The sequence below is a fragment of the Streptomyces thioluteus genome, from assembly GCF_039535865.1.
The window spans coordinates 1-14828 of sequence record NZ_BAAAXZ010000063.1 but is presented as its reverse complement, the minus strand read 5'-3'; the positions used below and the strand labels follow the sequence as shown (position 1 = coordinate 14828).

Below are 14828 nucleotides of genomic sequence, written 5' to 3'. Positions count from 1 at the left end.
TCAAGGCCTGGGAGTCCGCCCGGCTGGCCAACGACACGCTCCGCCGGGAGCACAAGCTCGTCGTCAAGCGTGCGACGCCGCGGGCCGGCGCCGTGGCGAAACCGGCGGTCGCGCCGCCGGGCACCGGGAGCGTCGTGCCCGCGGTCGCCCGGCCGCAGGCGGCCGCGGCCTCCTCCACCGCGCTCGTCCTCTACGACACCACCGGCCCGTACGGGTACCTCGGCGAGCTCTACGCGATGGCCGTCGCCAACCTCGCCGGGCACTTCGGGACCGTGACCGCCAAGCCCGTCTCGTCGTACACCGCCGGGATGGTCAACCAGTACACGTCGACGGTCTACATCGGCTCGACCTACTACGGCGGAAGCGTCCCGGACGCCGTGCCCGCGGCGTTCTACCAGGACGCGCTGGCCGCCACCCGTCCGGTCACCTGGATCGGGGACAACATCTGGGGCATGGCCGGCGCGGTCGGCGTGGACGTCTTCAAGCAGCACTACGGCTGGGACCCGACCAACTCCTACTTCGCGCCGGGCGGTTCGGTCGGCAACATCACCCAGGTCTCGTACAAGGGCCAGCAGCTGACCCGCAAGATCCCCGCCGGGTTCGACGGCGGCGTGCTGCACCCGGCGCTGGCGAGCGGCCCCGGCTATCCGCAGGTGACCCAGCTCGCCCAGGCCACGGACGCCAACTCCGGTGCCACCAGCCCCTGGGCGATCCGCTCGGGCAACCTCACCTACGTCGGTGAGATCCCCTTCACCTACGTCTCCGAGGCCGACCGCGTGATCGTCTTCGAGGACCTGCTCTTCGACGGGCTCGCGCCGGGCACCGCCGAGCGGCACCGGGCGTTCGTACGGCTGGAGGACATCAGCCCCAAGTCCAGCCCCGAACGACCTGCGGGCGGCCGCGGACTACCTCTACGGGCAGAAGATCCCGTACGGCATCAACGTCATCCCCGTCTACACGGACCCCAAGGGCACCTACAACAACGGGGTTCCGGAGACCGTCACGCTCGCCCAGGCGCCCCAGGTCGTCTCCGCCCTGAAGTACATGCTGGCGCACGGCGCGGTGCTGATGGACCACGGCTACACGCACCAGTACAGCAACGTGAACAACCCGTACTCCGGGGTCACCGGCGACGACTTCGAGTTCTTCCGGGCGCATGTGGACGCCACGGACAACGTCGTCTACGACGGGCCGCCCGCCGAGGACTCGACCGTCTGGGCGCAGTCGCGCGTCACCTCCGCGCTCGCCGGCTTCACCGCCGCCGGGCTGCCGAAGCCGGCGTTGTGGACGACACCGCACTACGCGGCCTCGGCCACCGACTACCGTGTCCTCGGACAGAATTTCTCCGCCCGGCTGGAGCGATCCTTGTACTTCGCAGGCACGCTGAGCGGCGCCCCCGCGGACGCCGGCCGCTACATCGGCCAGTTCTTCCCGTACGCGGTCAAGGACGTCTACGGGACCACGGTGCTGCCGGAGGACCTCGGCAACTACGAGCCGGAGCCCTACAACAACCACCCGGCCCGGCTCCCGGCCGATCTGGTCGCCTCCGCCAAGGCCAACCTGGCCGTCCGTGACGGGGTGGCCAGCTTCTTCTACCACCCGTACTACGGCACGGCGCCGCTCCAGCAGACCGTGGACGGCATCCGCGCCCTCGGGTACACGTTCGTCGCACCGGCGGACCTGAACCAGTGAGCGCGAAGAAGGGGGCGGCCGTCGTCGGGTTCGTGGCCGCGGCCGCCCTCTTCCTCGCGGGGTGCTCCGGCACGGACCCCTCGGAGCCCCGGGAGTCCCCCGGGGGGCACCGCGAGCCGCGGTCCGGGCAAGCGGCCCACCGAGCGGAAGGAGGCCCCGCTGAAGGGCATCACGCTTCCCTCCTGGAACAAGGACGACTACGACAGCCCCGAGGCCGGAACGTATCTGCGGCAGATCGCCGCCACCGGGGCCCGCTGGGTGACCTTCACCCCCACCTGGTACCAGGACGGCGTCACCGACGCGGAGTTCCGCCCCACGGACGAGACCGCGAGCGACGAGAGCCTGCGGCACATCGTCCGGCTCGCCCACGGCGCCGGGCTCAAGACCATGATCAAGCCGCATGTCGACCTGGTGAAGGGCGGCGACCGGGCCGGGATCCGGCCCGCCGACGCCGACGCCTGGTTCGCGGTCTACCGGCGCTTCATCACGCACTACGCGGAGCTCGCCGACGAGACCGGGACGGAGCAGCTCGCGGTCGGCACGGAGCTGGCGGGGACGTCCGGCGACGGGGAGCGCTGGAAGGGGGTCGTCTCCGCCGTCCGGGCGCGCTACAAAGGGCCGTTGACGTACGCCGCCAACTACGACGAGTACCGCGGCGTCGCCTTCTGGCAGGAGCTCGACCTCGTCGGGATCGACGCCTACTGGCCGCTCGGCGAGCGGCCCACGGCGGACGCGGCGGCGCTGCGGGCGGCGTGGCAGCCGGTGGCGGAGGAACTGGGCGCGTTCTCCGCGCGGTTGCACCGCCGGATCCTCTTCACCGAGGCGGGCTACGTCAGCCAGCGCGGCACGACGACGGCCCCGTACTCCTGGACGGTCAGCCGGACGAACGGCGACGCGGAACAGGCCGCGGGCTACGAGGCGTTGCTCGCCGCGTTCGAGGGCAAGGCGTGGTGGGCGGGTGTGTGCTGGTGGATGTGGGACGACTGGCCGGGGGCGGGGGAGACGCCGCGGAAGCTGGCGTACACGCCTCATGGGAAGCCGGCGGAGGGGGTGTTGAGGCGGTGGTGGGGCGCGGGCCGCTGAGGCGGGCGGTGGGGGTTTTGCCCCGGTCCCTCCCCCAGAGAGGGCACCCCCATTTCACCGTTTCTTCCGGGGAGACCCCGGACCCCATTCGCCCTTCGGGCGAAGTCCTCAAGCGCCGGACGGGCTGAATTTCAGCCCGTCCGGCGCTTGAGGACGAACGCGGCGCAGCCGCGTTGCCCCGCGCGGAGCGCGGCGAGAAACGGTGAAAGGGCGGGCCAGGGGCAAAACCCCCTACGTGTCGCACTCCGCGACACCCCCGCACACCCCGCACCGGACCCGCACCCGCCCCCCGCACCCCACCCGCAGCCACTGCCAGCACGTGGGACAGGGGAACCGGACCCGCAACGGACCGCCCTCGAAGGCGTATTCGTCCGGCACGGACGACACCCCGGCCCGCCGGTCCCGCACATACCGGTGCCGCCCCGTCCACCCCGCCCCCCACCAGCGGCGCCCGCCGGACGTCCCGCCGCGCCCGCTCCGCCCCCGAGACGTACGCGTCGTACGCCCGCGGGCTGGTGAACCACGGCGCGGGATCCTCCCCGAACACCCGCGCCCGCAGGGCCAGGACGTAGCCGAACTCCTCCGGCGTGAGGTAGCCGAGCTTCTGCGTGGTGAGCGCGTCCTCCCGGTACGCGTCGAGGAGCAGCCACCCCGCCCCCAGGTACGCGGCCACCGTGTCGGTGAGGATCTCGTTGTCGCGGGTGCCGGTGAAGCCGAGCCCGAGCCGGTGCAGGAAGACATGGGTGACCTCGTGGGCGAGGGCCGCCCCGATGTCCCGGCGGTGGCTCTTGAAGCGCGCGTTGAGCTCGACGAAGTACTCGGGCCCGGCGGCGAGTTCGACGCTGCCCGCGTGCCGCATCTCGTGGAAGCCGACGATCATCCGCGCGTCCGGCAGCCGCAGGTGCCGCACGATCGCCCCGGCGACGCGCTGGACGCCGAGGTAGGGGTCCTCGTCGTCGGAGAAGGCGACGTCCGCCGGGGGGACGCTCAGGACGAAGTCGCGCACGCCGTCGGCGGAGAGGCGCCGGTACAGCGCGGTGACCGCGGAGCGCACCGTCGCCAGGTGCGGGAATCCGTGCTGGACCTCGACGCCCGTGCCCACCGGCCACCACCGCCCCGTTCCAGAGCCCGCCCTCTCCACTCTACGGGCCCTCCACGGGCCCGGAGCTCCCGACCGAACGGTCCGTACACACTGGCCGGAACCGTCCTTGTCGCGGGAACCGTGCGCTCCGATACTCGCACCGCGCCCACCCGGGCCCTTGCGTGACGCACGCATCGGCGACCGTCGTGTGTCTTGTCATGGACCTGGCAAAAGCGCGCAACCTCCCACGAAAGGACGTCCCTTGCGCACCCACACCACGGCATTGAAGAGAGGCCTCGCGGCCGGCGCGGCGGCGCTCGCCGCCTTCAGCCTCCAGCCCGGCGACGCCCAGGCCGCCCCGGCGAAAGAACCCGGCCCCTTCGTGGTCGGCGGAGTCCGCGCCCAGCAGGGCGAGTTCCCCTGGATGGTCCGGCTCTCCATGGGCTGCGGCGGAGCCCTCTACACCCGGCAGATCGTCCTCACCGCCGCGCACTGCGTGAACGGCAGCGGCGCCAACACCTCGATCACCGCCACCACGGGCGTCGTCGACCTCAACTCCTCCCAGGCGGTCAAGGTCAACTCCACCCGCGTCCTCCAGGCCCCCGGCTACAACGGCTCCGGCAAGGACTGGGCGTTGATCAAGCTCGCCAAGCCCGTGGACCAGCCCACGCTCACCATCGCCGGCACCACCGACTACAACTCCGGCACCTTCACCGTGGCCGGCTGGGGCGCCGACAAGGAGGGCGGGGCACAGCAGCGCTACCTCCTCAAGGCCGACGTGCCCTACGTGGACGACGCCACCTGCAACTCGGCGTACGGCGGCGGCACCATACCCGCCGAGGAGATATGCGCCGGCAAACTCGACACCGGCGGGGTGGACACCTGCCAGGGCGACTCCGGCGGGCCGATGTTCCGCAAGGACGACGCCGGCGCCTGGATCCAGGTGGGCATCGTCAGCTGGGGCACGGGCTGCGCCCGGCCCGGCTACCCCGGCGTCTACACCAAGGTGAGCACCTTCGCGAAGGACATCGCGGCGGGCGCCGCGAGCCTGGGCGGCTGACCACCGCCGGCCGTCCGGCGATCACGCTCGGCCGATGACGCTCGGCCGATCACGCTCGACCCCCGGCGGGCTTCCGGCAGCCCCGCCGGGTGGCGGCCCGTCCGCGCGACCGCGGTAGGACGCGGACGGGCCGCCGTCATCCTTTCGGCGGAGAGGACAATGGTCGGACAGTCGAGGTGTGCGCGGCGGGAAGACCCGTAACGTGATGGACGTGGCCGCGGCGGCCCCGACGGCGAGGACGTCCGGAAGCCGTGGGCGCAGGAACAGCAGCATCGCGCCGCACCACCGGACGACCGACAGAAAGGCACCCGACGTGCCCGCCAGGACCCGCACCGCCGCCCTCACCCTCCTCGCCGCCGCGGGCGCGGTGCTCGTGCCGGTGACCGGCGCCTTCGCCGCCGAGGGCGGGCACCGGGACCACCCCGGCGGCCACCGGCCCGCCGTCCGCCACGAGCGCGTCCACGAGGCGCCCGTCGCGCCCGTCGCACCCGTCCACCGCCCCGCCGTGCGGCAGCGTCCCCAGGACCACCCGGCCGGTGCCACGGCGCAGGACCGTCCCGCCAAGTCCGTCCGGCAGCAGCCAGCCGTCACCCACGGGGAGCACCGCGGCGGCGTGTCGCGGCCGGCCGCGCCGGCGCGGTCCGCGAAGCATCCCGTCAAGCAGTCGGCGAAGCAGCCGGTCAAGCACCGCGAGGCGGCGAGCAACCCCGTACGGCGCATGGTCCAGGCCGGGCAGACGGTCAAGGGCCACCACGACGTGGGCCGGCCGCTCGTCGCGGGCGGCGCCGCCCTGCTGGCCGTCGGCGGCGGGGCGTACGGCCTACGGCTCCTCGGGCGGCGCCGCGCCGCCGGACGGGCGGACGGCTAGCCTCCCCGCCCCCGCCTGCTGTTGCGGCACCCGGACACCCCCGGTGACATGGAGACGCCCGAACACGCCCGCACACCCGCCGTCCCGACCGGACGCACCGGCCACCCCGCGGAGGCGACGACATGGCGATCACCGTGGTCATCGCGGACGACCAGGAGATGGTCCGCACCGGCTTCCGGATGATCCTGGAGAGCCAGCCCGACATCGACGTCGTCGCGGACGTCGTGGACGGCGAGGCCGCCCTGGCCGCCGTCGAGGAGCACCGGCCCGACGTCCTGCTCCTGGACATCCGCATGCCCAAGCTCGACGGCCTGGAGGTCACCCGCCGGCTGTCCGCCCTCACCGCCGCCGAGCCGGAGCGCGGCGGCCGCCCCCGGATCGTCATCGTCACCACCTTCGACCTCGACGAGTACGTCCACTCGGCACTGCGCAACGGCGCCTCCGGGTTCCTCCTGAAGGACGCCAGCCCCGCCATGCTCGTCGAGGCCGTGCACGCCGCCGCCGTCGGCGACTCCCTGATCTCGCCCGCCATCACCGTCCGGCTGCTGCGCGACCTGGCCCCGGCCGGCGGCGGAGCGCCCCCCGCCGTCAAGTCCCCCTCGGAACCGCTCACCGAGCGCGAGGCGGACGTCGTGCGCTGTCTGGCGCGCGGCGCCACCAACGCCGAGATCGCCGCCGAACTGTTCGTCTCCCTGTCCACGGTCAAGACCCACCTGGCCAACGTGCAGGTGAAGCTCGACGCCCGCAATCGCGTCGAGATCGCCGCCTGGGCCTGGGAGAGCGGGCTGGCCACGGGCGGTTCGTGAACGACGGACGGCGGTTCGTGAGCGACGGACGGGGCTTCGTGAACGGCGGACGGGGGTTCGCGGGCAGACACGCCGGGTGGAGCATCCGGCACCCGCGCCGCGCCGTCGCCGCCAAGGCCGCGTTCGCGGTCGCCCTGCTCGCGCTGGTCGGCTTCGAGGGGCTGGCGCTGGCCCGGCAGCCCAGCACGCCGCACGCCATCGTGCTCGCCTCGGGCGTGGCGGTCTGCCTGTGCGCCGTGCCCTACGCCTGGATCCCGTTGGAGGTGCGGGCGGGTATCGCCGTGGCCGTCTCCGGGACCACCTCCGCCGTCCTCATGGCCGGGCGGCACCCCGGCCTCGTCTGGGGCATGGGGGAGGACGTCGCGCTGCTCGTCCTGCTGACCGCCGTCGTCCAGCGCTCCACCCCGCGCATCGCCGCCGTTCTCGGTCCGGCGCTCGCCCTGGCGGCCGTCGCCGCGCCGATGCGCGACCTCAAACCCGGCCGGTTCACCGCCGTGTTCGCCGTGCTGACCGTCGTTGTGGGCACCTACTCGCTGCTGCTGCGCGGGCAGTCGGCGCAGCGCGTGCGGGACCTGGCCGCGGTCCGCACCGCCGAGCGCCTCGAACTCGCCCGCGAACTGCACGACCTCGTCGCCCACCACATCACCGGCATCGCCGTGCAGGCCCAGGCCGCGCGCTTCACCTCGCTGGAGGGCGAGGCGGCGGGGCGGGCGTTCGAACGCATCGAGGGCTCGGCGGGGGAGGCGCTCGGCGCCATGCGCCGGCTGGTCGGCGTGCTGCGCGAGGGTGCCGAGCCCGAGACGGAACCGGTCGCGGGCCTGCCCGAGGTCCGCGCCCTCGCCGAGGACTTCGCCCGCACCGGCCCGCCCGTCGCCCTCTACATCGAGCAGGGCATGGAGACCTGGCTGCCCGGCGACGTCGCCGCCGCCGTCCACCGCGTCGTCCGCGAGGCCCTGACGAACATCCGCAAGCACGCCGCGGACGCGACCGCCGTGCGCATCGGCGTCCGCGGTGTCCCCGAGGGCGTCGAACTGCGCATCGCCGACGACGGCCGCCGCCCCGCCGCCCTCACGGACCAGGCCCGGGGCGGCGGCTTCGGCCTGGTCGGCCTCGCGGAACGCGCCAAGGCCATGGGCGGCCGGCTGCGCGCGGGTCCGGCGCCGGAAGGAGGGTGGCTGGTGACGGCGGTCTTCCCGGTGGACCGGTCGTCCTAGTCCCGAACTTCGCGGGTCGTTGATTCGTATGGTGTGACCGGTCCGGGAGTGTCCCGGGCCGGTTGTATCGCGTTGGTCCGGATGTGTCGATGACTTCCCGGTCCCCGCGGCCACGGTCTCAGCGTCAGCGCCTTGAAGTTGTGGTGACGTCCGTGGTGGAAAAGCGTCTGGGCGCTCTGCCTGTCGCTGCCGAGTTTCTGCGCCGGCTGGATGTCGCCGGGGTCGTCGATGAGGTGTGTCCAGGCGGTGCGAGCGCACATCTGACGCACGGGCAGGTCATCGAGGCGCTGGTGGCCAACCGGCTGACCTCGCCCGCACCACTGGTGCGGGTCGGGGACTGGGCCCGCACCTGGGCGGTGGAGGAAGTCTTCGGCATCACGCCGGACCTCCTCAACGACGACCGCCTGGCCCGCGCGCTGGACGCGATCGCTCCGAAGCTGGAGGTCATCGCGGGCACGGTCGGGGCTCGGGCGATCACCGAGTTCGGGATCGACGTCTCGCGGCTGCACTGGGACATGACCAGCATGTCCGTCCACGGCGCCTTCCCTGCCGAGGACCAGGACGAGCGGTACCCGCTCATCGCCTGCAACGGGCATCCCAAGGACCGGCGCCTGGATTTGAAACAGGTCCAGGCCGGGCTCGCTGTGTCCGCCGACGGCGGTATCCCCGTCCACTCCCGGGTCTTCGACGGCGCCGCGGCCGAGGTCAGCCAGGTCGTCGGAGCGATGAAGGACCTGCGGGCGATGGCCGGCACCAACACCTTTCTGATGGTCGCCGACTCCAAGCTGGTGTCCTACCCCAACATCACCGCCCTGCTTCAGGCCGGGGTGGAGTTCATCGCGCCCGTCCCGGCCGCGCAGATCAAGGACGAGGTCTACGCGGCCCTGGACCCTGAGCGGGCCGAGCCCGTCGACTGGGTGCCCGGGCGGGACGAGAGGAAACCCGAGGCGGAACGGGAGACCTACCGGGTCCTGGAGGACACCCACACGCTGACCGGCCGCCGCAAGAGCGACCCGGCGCTCACGGTGCGCCGGATCCTGGTCCATTCCACCGCGGTTGCGGCCGGCCAGCGGGCGGCCCGGGCCAAACGACTGGCCAAGGCCGCCGAAGACCTCGACAAGCTCACCGCCGCAGCGGGCGGACGGCACTACAAGACCCGGGAGAAGATCGTCGCCCGGATCGGTGTCGTCACGGCCAAACGCCGCGTCACCTCCTGCCTGCGCTGGCAGATCACCGAGGACGAGCACGGCACCCCCGGTCTTGCCTGGCACTTCGACCAGGACGTGCTGGAGGCCGAGGCAGCCGTCGACGGCTGGTACGCGCTCATCACCAGCGTCCCGACCGAGAAGGCCGGCCCGGCCCGGGTACTGATCCATTACAAGGGCCAGGGCGCAGTCGAACGGCGTTACCACGACTTCAAGGGCCCCCTCGCGGTCGCACCGGTCTTCGTGCAGCACAACCGGCGCGTCGCCGCGCTGATCCAGGTGATCTGCCTGGCCCTGCTGGTCTTCTGCCTGATCGAGCGACAGGTCAGACGCGCTCTGGGCCCCGACGAGACCATGGCCGGCCTCTACCCGGACAACCGCCGCGTCCGCCCCACCGGCCGGATGATCCTCTACCACCTCGGCGAACTCACCCTGCGGATCGGCAACGTCACCGACCCGCCAACCGTCCAGATCAACCGCGGCGTCCAACTCCACCTCCTCGACCTACTCGACACCGACATCGCACAAACCCGCTGGCCACAGACCTAAATCAGCGACCCGCGAAGTACGGGCCTAGTGGACCGGTCCTAGGTGACGGCCTCCCGCGGTGCCGCGGCCCCCCTGGCGGCCATACGCAGGGTGACGACGGACAGGACGGCGAAGACGGTCATGCAGGCGAACATCGGGACGGCCGTGTCCTCGCCGCCCAGGCCGACGAGGGGGGCGGCCACCGCGCTCAGGACGCTCTGCAGGGTGCCGAGGACCGCGGACCCGGTCCCGGCGGCCCCCGGGACGCGGCCCAGGGCGAGCGGGGTGGCGTTGATGCTCGCCATGCAGATGCCGGTGAAGGCCACGTAGAGCAGGCCCAGGGCGAGAGGGAGACTCAGGACGTCCGCCGCGGCCGCCGCGCACAGGGCCGCGGAGGCGACCACCATGACGATCACGCCGGTGCGCAGCAGCGCCTCGGGACGGAAGCGGCCGACGAGCTTGGTGGTCGCCGTGCTGGCCAGGGTGAGGACGATGCCGGCCGAGGCGAAGACCGCGGACGTCTGCCCCAGGTTCAGGCCCAGGATGTTCTGGAAGAGGAACGAGGCTCCGCCGAGGTAGCAGAAGAGCACCGCGAGGGAGAGGGCGAAGGTGAGGGTGTAGCCGAGGTACGGCCGGTCGCCCAGGACCTCGCGGACCGCCGCCGCAGTGGCCTTCGCCCCGCCCTTGTGGCGTTTCTCGGCGGGCAGGCTCTCCGGGACGGCGAACACGGCGCCCAGCAGGGCGAGCAGGGACGCACCGGCGAGCACCCAGAAGACCCCGGGCCAGCCGCCGGCGCTCCCGACCACGGCGCCGCCCGCGACGGGGGCGATCACCGGCGCGATGCTCATCAGGGTCATCAGGACGCCGAACATCCGGGCCGCGGCCTCGCCCTCCGCGACGTCGGAGATGACGGCCCGCCCGATCACCATCCCGGCCGCGCCGCTGAAGCCCTGCGCGAACCGGAGCACGACCAGCCAGCCGAGCGAGGGCGCCAGGGCGCACAGGGCGGTGGCCGCCACGCAGGCCACCCCGCCGGCCAGCAGCGGGATCCGGCGGCCGAACCGGTCGGACAGCGGGCCCAGCACCAGCTGCCCGAGGCCCATGCCCACCAGGAACGCCGTCAGCGTGAGCTGCACGCCGGAGGCGTCCGTGTGCAGGTCGGCCGTCATCCGGGGGAAGGCGGGCAGATACATGTCCGTCGCCAGGGGCGGGACGAACGCGAGCAGCACCAGGGCGGCTGTCAGCACGCGGGGGACGCGCATGGGGATAACTCCCGGGGTCGGAAAGGGTGATGACGCGGCGCGCGCGGTACGGCGGGCGAGGCCTTGCCGTGCCATACGGAAACGCCATACGGAACTGCTGTGCGGAATCCCGTGTTCCGCGCGGCCGGGAGACGACCGTACGAGAATTGCGCACACCGGCGCAGCGGGCGCCAGACCGAATTCCACCCGTCATCAGCCCTAGGGCGGAACGGGGAGAGTTCCCTCGGGCGAAAGGACCGGAGTAGGCCTTTGGGAGGGGTTCCTGCCGGGGGCGGGAGAAATTCTCTATCGCGGCATGGAATTTATCAATTCAACGTTTCGGTGGGCGAATTCGAGGCGGCCGGGGCGGTGCGGCGGCGGCCCTGCCCCGCAGCCCCCTCGGCGGGAGGTGAAGGCCGCGGTGAGCGGGTGCGGGTGCGGCCCGGGGCGGGGGAGGTGCGGGTGGAACGTGGAGACCCTGGGGAGAAGCCCTGCCGTTTGGTTCCGTTCGGACGGCTTCACGTCGCATGATCTCGGGAACAACCCTCCCACGGGGTTCCGTCCCGTCGGTCACCGTCATCGGCCGGTGACCAGCGGGACGCGGACCCGGGGACGCTCCTCACCGGACGTCCCCGTCCAGTCGCGCCAATGGCTCGCCCGCCCGCTCCAACTCCAGCACCATCAGCTCGTTCCGCCCCTCGCGCAGCACCGGCCCGGGTACGTACAGCGTGTCCTGCGGTCCGGCCGACCAGTATCGCCCGAGACAGAAACCGTTGACCCAGGCGAACCCCCTTTCCCAGCCCGGCAGTTCAAGCGCCGCGTCACCCGGCTCCGGCGCGGGGAAGGAGCCGCGGTACAGCCCCGGACCGTCCCCGGCGGGGGCCCGCCAGGGGACCGCCGCCGACGCGCCCGCTCCCTCCAGCGCCGACAGTCGCAGCCCGCGCGCCCGGACCCCGTGCACATACGCGCCGCCGTGCGTGAGCCCGCCCGTGAGCCCCTTCGTCTCGCCCAGCCGCGGACCGTAGTTGACCCGGCCCAGCGACTCCACCCACAGCTCCACTTCCCCCGGGCCCGCCACCTCGCCGACGAGCCCCTCCTCGGTGTCCACCACGGCCGCGCGCACGCCGTCCACGTACACCACCGCCCGGTCGCGCAGCCCCCGCACCCGCAGCGGGCGCGGCCCGCGCGGACCCGGCAGGGCGAAGCGGTAGCGGACCACGCCCCGGTCCACCCCCAACTCCTCGAACGAGGGCGGCACCGGCCCCTCCGCCTCCGCCCCGCCCAGCGCGTCCATCACCTCGCCCAGCGGCGCCCACCGGTCGAGACGCACCCGCGCCGGGGCACCCAGGGCCGGGGGAGCGGGCGGCACCGGGGGCAGCGGACCGGCCGCGTACCCGGCCAGCACGGCGCGGAAGGCGTGGAACTTGGCCGTGGGCCGGCCGTACTCGTCGACGGGCGCGTCGTAGTCGTACGACGTCACCGTCGGCCGGAGCGCCCCCGAGTGCTCCGCCCCGGCGCGGTTGGCGCCCGACCAGCCGCCGAAGCTCGTCCCGCCGTGCGCCATGTAGACGTTCACCGAGGCCCCGCACTCCAGGACCTCGCGCAGCACCCCCGCCGCCTCGCCGGCGTCCCGCGCCGCCGACTCGCCGCCCCAGTGCGAGAACCAGCCGCACCACAGCTCCATGCACATCAGCGGCCCGCGGGGCCGGTGGCGGCGCAGCGCGGCGAACGCCCCGCGCGCGTCCGAGCCGAAGTTCACCGTCGCGACCGCCCCCCGGGACCGTCCCGCCGGCCAGCATGTGATCCTCCGGCCCGTCGGACGTTTTTCACCTCCGTCTGGATAGCGGGACCAGTCACCACCCGTTTGCATAGAGGATTGCACAAGGTCACCCCGACGCGCTAGCAGGTAAATGTGGGGGGCCAGCGGACTTGCACCAGATGCCGCAGATTGGTCGCCGGTCACTGAGCCGTACGAGTCCGTACTCGTTCTCCACCTGGGACTCCAGCAACACCGGTCCGCGCCAACTTTCCTCGGCACTTCCCGGCCCCGACCCGACCTCTCATTCCCGACCCAGCTCCCAGAACCAGACCGTTCCTCCCGTCCAGGCAGTATACTCCGCGGTCAGCGGGTGCTGCACTGAAGCACGGCGGTCCCAGACCGGGCCTCAGTCCGATTGCGGCAAGCCCCCCGTTCCTCTGCTTAGAGCACTCGAGGCGGTTGATGTACGTGCTCTTGCCGGGGAGCCGCACGATTACGAGGCGTAGCAGCCCCACCCAATGCTACGCGAGGACCAAGTAATATCGCTCTACTGTGGCCGTGCGTCCAGGAACCGCCCCACGCTCTCCAGACACTCCGCGGTACCGCGGCCACTCAGGTGCCGCCTCTGTTTGGCAGGTTTCGCGTTCGCCCGACACATACTGCTCACGCAGTTGATTGACCCATCGCGCTGACTAAAAGCCATGCCGCAGGAGTTGGGACGGTGCGCCACAGAGAGCCCCTCGGTGACAAGCACGCCGAAGTAGTCAGAGGCGCGCCCTGATACATCAGCCGCAACCGGGCATGCCCGTCGATCCGGAACACCGGATCAGTCGTCGGAGCGGTGAACTGCGGCAACGGACACCACACCACGCCCTCCACCGGCACCAGCAACCAGCGCGTCACATGCCTAGCGGACATCGTGTCGCCCATGACGGGGCCGCCGCCAGTCAACAACCAGAGTGGCCTGTGAAGCCCAGGGCCCCACGATCCAGGGCTCTCGAAGATCTTCGGGAAGAACAGTCCGCTTGAACCGCAGAGATTGCTCGGACAGAGATAAAAATTTGGGAGGGTTAGTGGCTTGAAACCATGAACGACAGCACGCAACCCGATCCCGAGGCGCTCGCCGAGCTCGTCCCCGTCTGGGCGGCGACAGCATCGACAACATCGACGCCGATGCCGTGATCCACAATGGCTCGCCGAAACGCTTCAATTGCATCCCTATCAGGTCGTTACCACGCTTAGCTCAAGGGGCCGCGCACAAGATGTCCTAGCCCGCGACGACGTCCCCGGCAGCGAGGTCGCCGTCCATCGCGCGGCTGCGGGACCGTGGCGGATAACCGATAGCTCGACCCCACGTTCGCACATGGGAGAAAGTTCCTGAAACTTCATCATCAGCCGGTGTGATCCGCCACCTAATCCCCACGAGACGACGCCCCGTGCGTAGGGAATTGCTCCCCCTGACCCCGCCTTTCACGCCGTTTCCGGCAGTGGCTGCGCCCTCGCCCATTCCCACCGCGGTGCGCGTGGGAGTCCTCGCCGGGCCGCTGCTCATAACAACGCGTCGGCGGGCGGGTCTCCGCCCCTGCGGCTCCCACCGGTGGCTATCTGCTTCCCCTGGACCAGAGAGCGCCCTGGCGGGACGGACATCGCCCAGCTTGCTGAATCAGCCGTCCGGCGCTCGAGTGACAAATGCTGCGCAGAGCCAGCTTGGCACTCCCGCGCGAGCGCGGGGGCAAAGGTAGTGGATATGCTATGAAACTGTTGGTAAACTGGCCGGGGCGGGGGCAAAACCATCCTTTGCCATACCGCCGCCGCAGCAACAAAGAACAGTTGTCGGGTCATGCGATTCACTCCATCCCGTCCTCAGAATCACATATATATTCCGAATCTCCGGCGCCATACCTGCCCATCCTCGCACGTCCAGGACCGCTCAACACCTTGTCATACTTCGTCCTAGTACCTCGACTATTTACCTGCGGGCGAGTAACACTATTCCTGCTCAATCACCTTAACTAGTCATTCCCGCTCAACCGCCCAGCCGGCCGTCACACCCTTTCGCCGAGATCCTGCCCCACGAGGACCCTGCTGATTAGCGACCCTTGGTCCGACTCGGAGGACACTGAAATCGCGGCCTGCTCGACGTCCCCAACCGCTCTACGCCAACCTTCTCGCCCCCTCGGGCCTGTCTCACACGCTGTCGCTTCAGACCACGGTGATCTTGTTTCGTCGTGAAAAAAAAATCTGACATTTCCTACTTAACATCCTGCATCCTGTCTATTGCATGGCGACCG

At 71.5% G+C, this 14828-nt stretch carries 8 protein-coding genes and 2 pseudogenes; 7 read left to right on the top strand and 3 right to left on the bottom strand.

The genetic code is table 11. The features are described 5' to 3' along the window. The first annotated feature begins 888 nt into the window (after nt 1–888). Together ABD794_RS08200 and ABD794_RS08195 are read left to right on the top strand one after the other, a co-directional pair. Nucleotides 889–1692, top strand: a complete 804-nt coding sequence (locus tag ABD794_RS08200) for a DUF2334 domain-containing protein (RefSeq protein ID WP_344961989.1) — start codon at nt 889–891, stop codon at nt 1690–1692. 159 nt (nt 1693–1851) lie between these two features. After that, nucleotides 1852–2775: a glycoside hydrolase family 113 gene (locus ABD794_RS08195; RefSeq protein WP_425585959.1), complete on the top strand. Its 924-nt coding sequence runs from the start codon at nt 1852–1854 to the stop codon at nt 2773–2775. A gap of 231 nt (nt 2776–3006) precedes the next feature. Here the strand turns inward: ABD794_RS08195 and ABD794_RS08190 are convergent. Continuing rightward, nucleotides 3007–3877 (bottom strand): annotated as a pseudogene (locus ABD794_RS08190) (hypothetical protein). A gap of 241 nt (nt 3878–4118) precedes the next feature. On the opposite strand from ABD794_RS08190, the gene ABD794_RS08185 reads away from it, so the two are divergent. The 5 genes from ABD794_RS08185 (at nt 4119) to ABD794_RS08165 (ending at nt 9558) form a co-directional block, all read left to right on the top strand. Further along, nucleotides 4119–4916 (top strand): S1 family peptidase, encoded by a 798-nt coding sequence (locus ABD794_RS08185; RefSeq protein ID WP_344961958.1) that lies wholly within the window; start codon nt 4119–4121, stop codon nt 4914–4916. Between the two features lie 313 nt (nt 4917–5229). Further along, nucleotides 5230–5784, top strand: coding sequence for a hypothetical protein (locus ABD794_RS08180; RefSeq protein ID WP_344961956.1), 555 nt, complete (start codon nt 5230–5232; stop codon nt 5782–5784). A gap of 122 nt (nt 5785–5906) precedes the next feature. After that, a complete protein-coding gene (locus tag ABD794_RS08175) occupies nt 5907–6590 on the top strand; it encodes a response regulator (RefSeq protein ID WP_344961953.1) in 684 nt (227 codons plus the stop codon). A gap of 17 nt (nt 6591–6607) precedes the next feature. Next, nucleotides 6608–7804: a sensor histidine kinase gene (locus ABD794_RS08170; RefSeq protein WP_344961951.1), complete on the top strand. Its 1197-nt coding sequence runs from the start codon at nt 6608–6610 to the stop codon at nt 7802–7804. Nucleotides 7805–7956: 152 nt separating this feature from the next. Beyond that, nucleotides 7957–9558, top strand: coding sequence for an IS1634 family transposase (locus tag ABD794_RS08165; RefSeq protein WP_344961949.1), 1602 nt, complete (start codon nt 7957–7959; stop codon nt 9556–9558). Nucleotides 9559–9596: 38 nt separating this feature from the next. Here ABD794_RS08165 and ABD794_RS08160 read toward each other — a convergent pair whose 3' ends face one another. Both ABD794_RS08160 and ABD794_RS08155 read right to left on the bottom strand, forming a co-directional pair. Then, entirely contained in the window at nt 9597–10799 is a 1203-nt protein-coding gene (locus ABD794_RS08160) for a multidrug effflux MFS transporter (RefSeq protein WP_344961947.1), read from the bottom strand. Nucleotides 10800–11424: 625 nt separating this feature from the next. Next, nucleotides 11425–12601 (bottom strand): annotated as a pseudogene (locus ABD794_RS08155) (beta-galactosidase); the annotation flags it as partial. Nucleotides 12602–14828 lie beyond the last annotated feature (2227 nt).

Coding starts and splice junctions, on each gene's coding strand:
- ABD794_RS08175 (WP_344961953.1), top strand. CDS start 5,907: ATGGCGATCACCGTGGTCATCGCGGACGACCAGGAGATGGTCCGCACC.
- ABD794_RS08160 (WP_344961947.1), bottom strand. CDS start 10,799: ATGCGCGTCCCCCGCGTGCTGACAGCCGCCCTGGTGCTGCTCGCGTTC.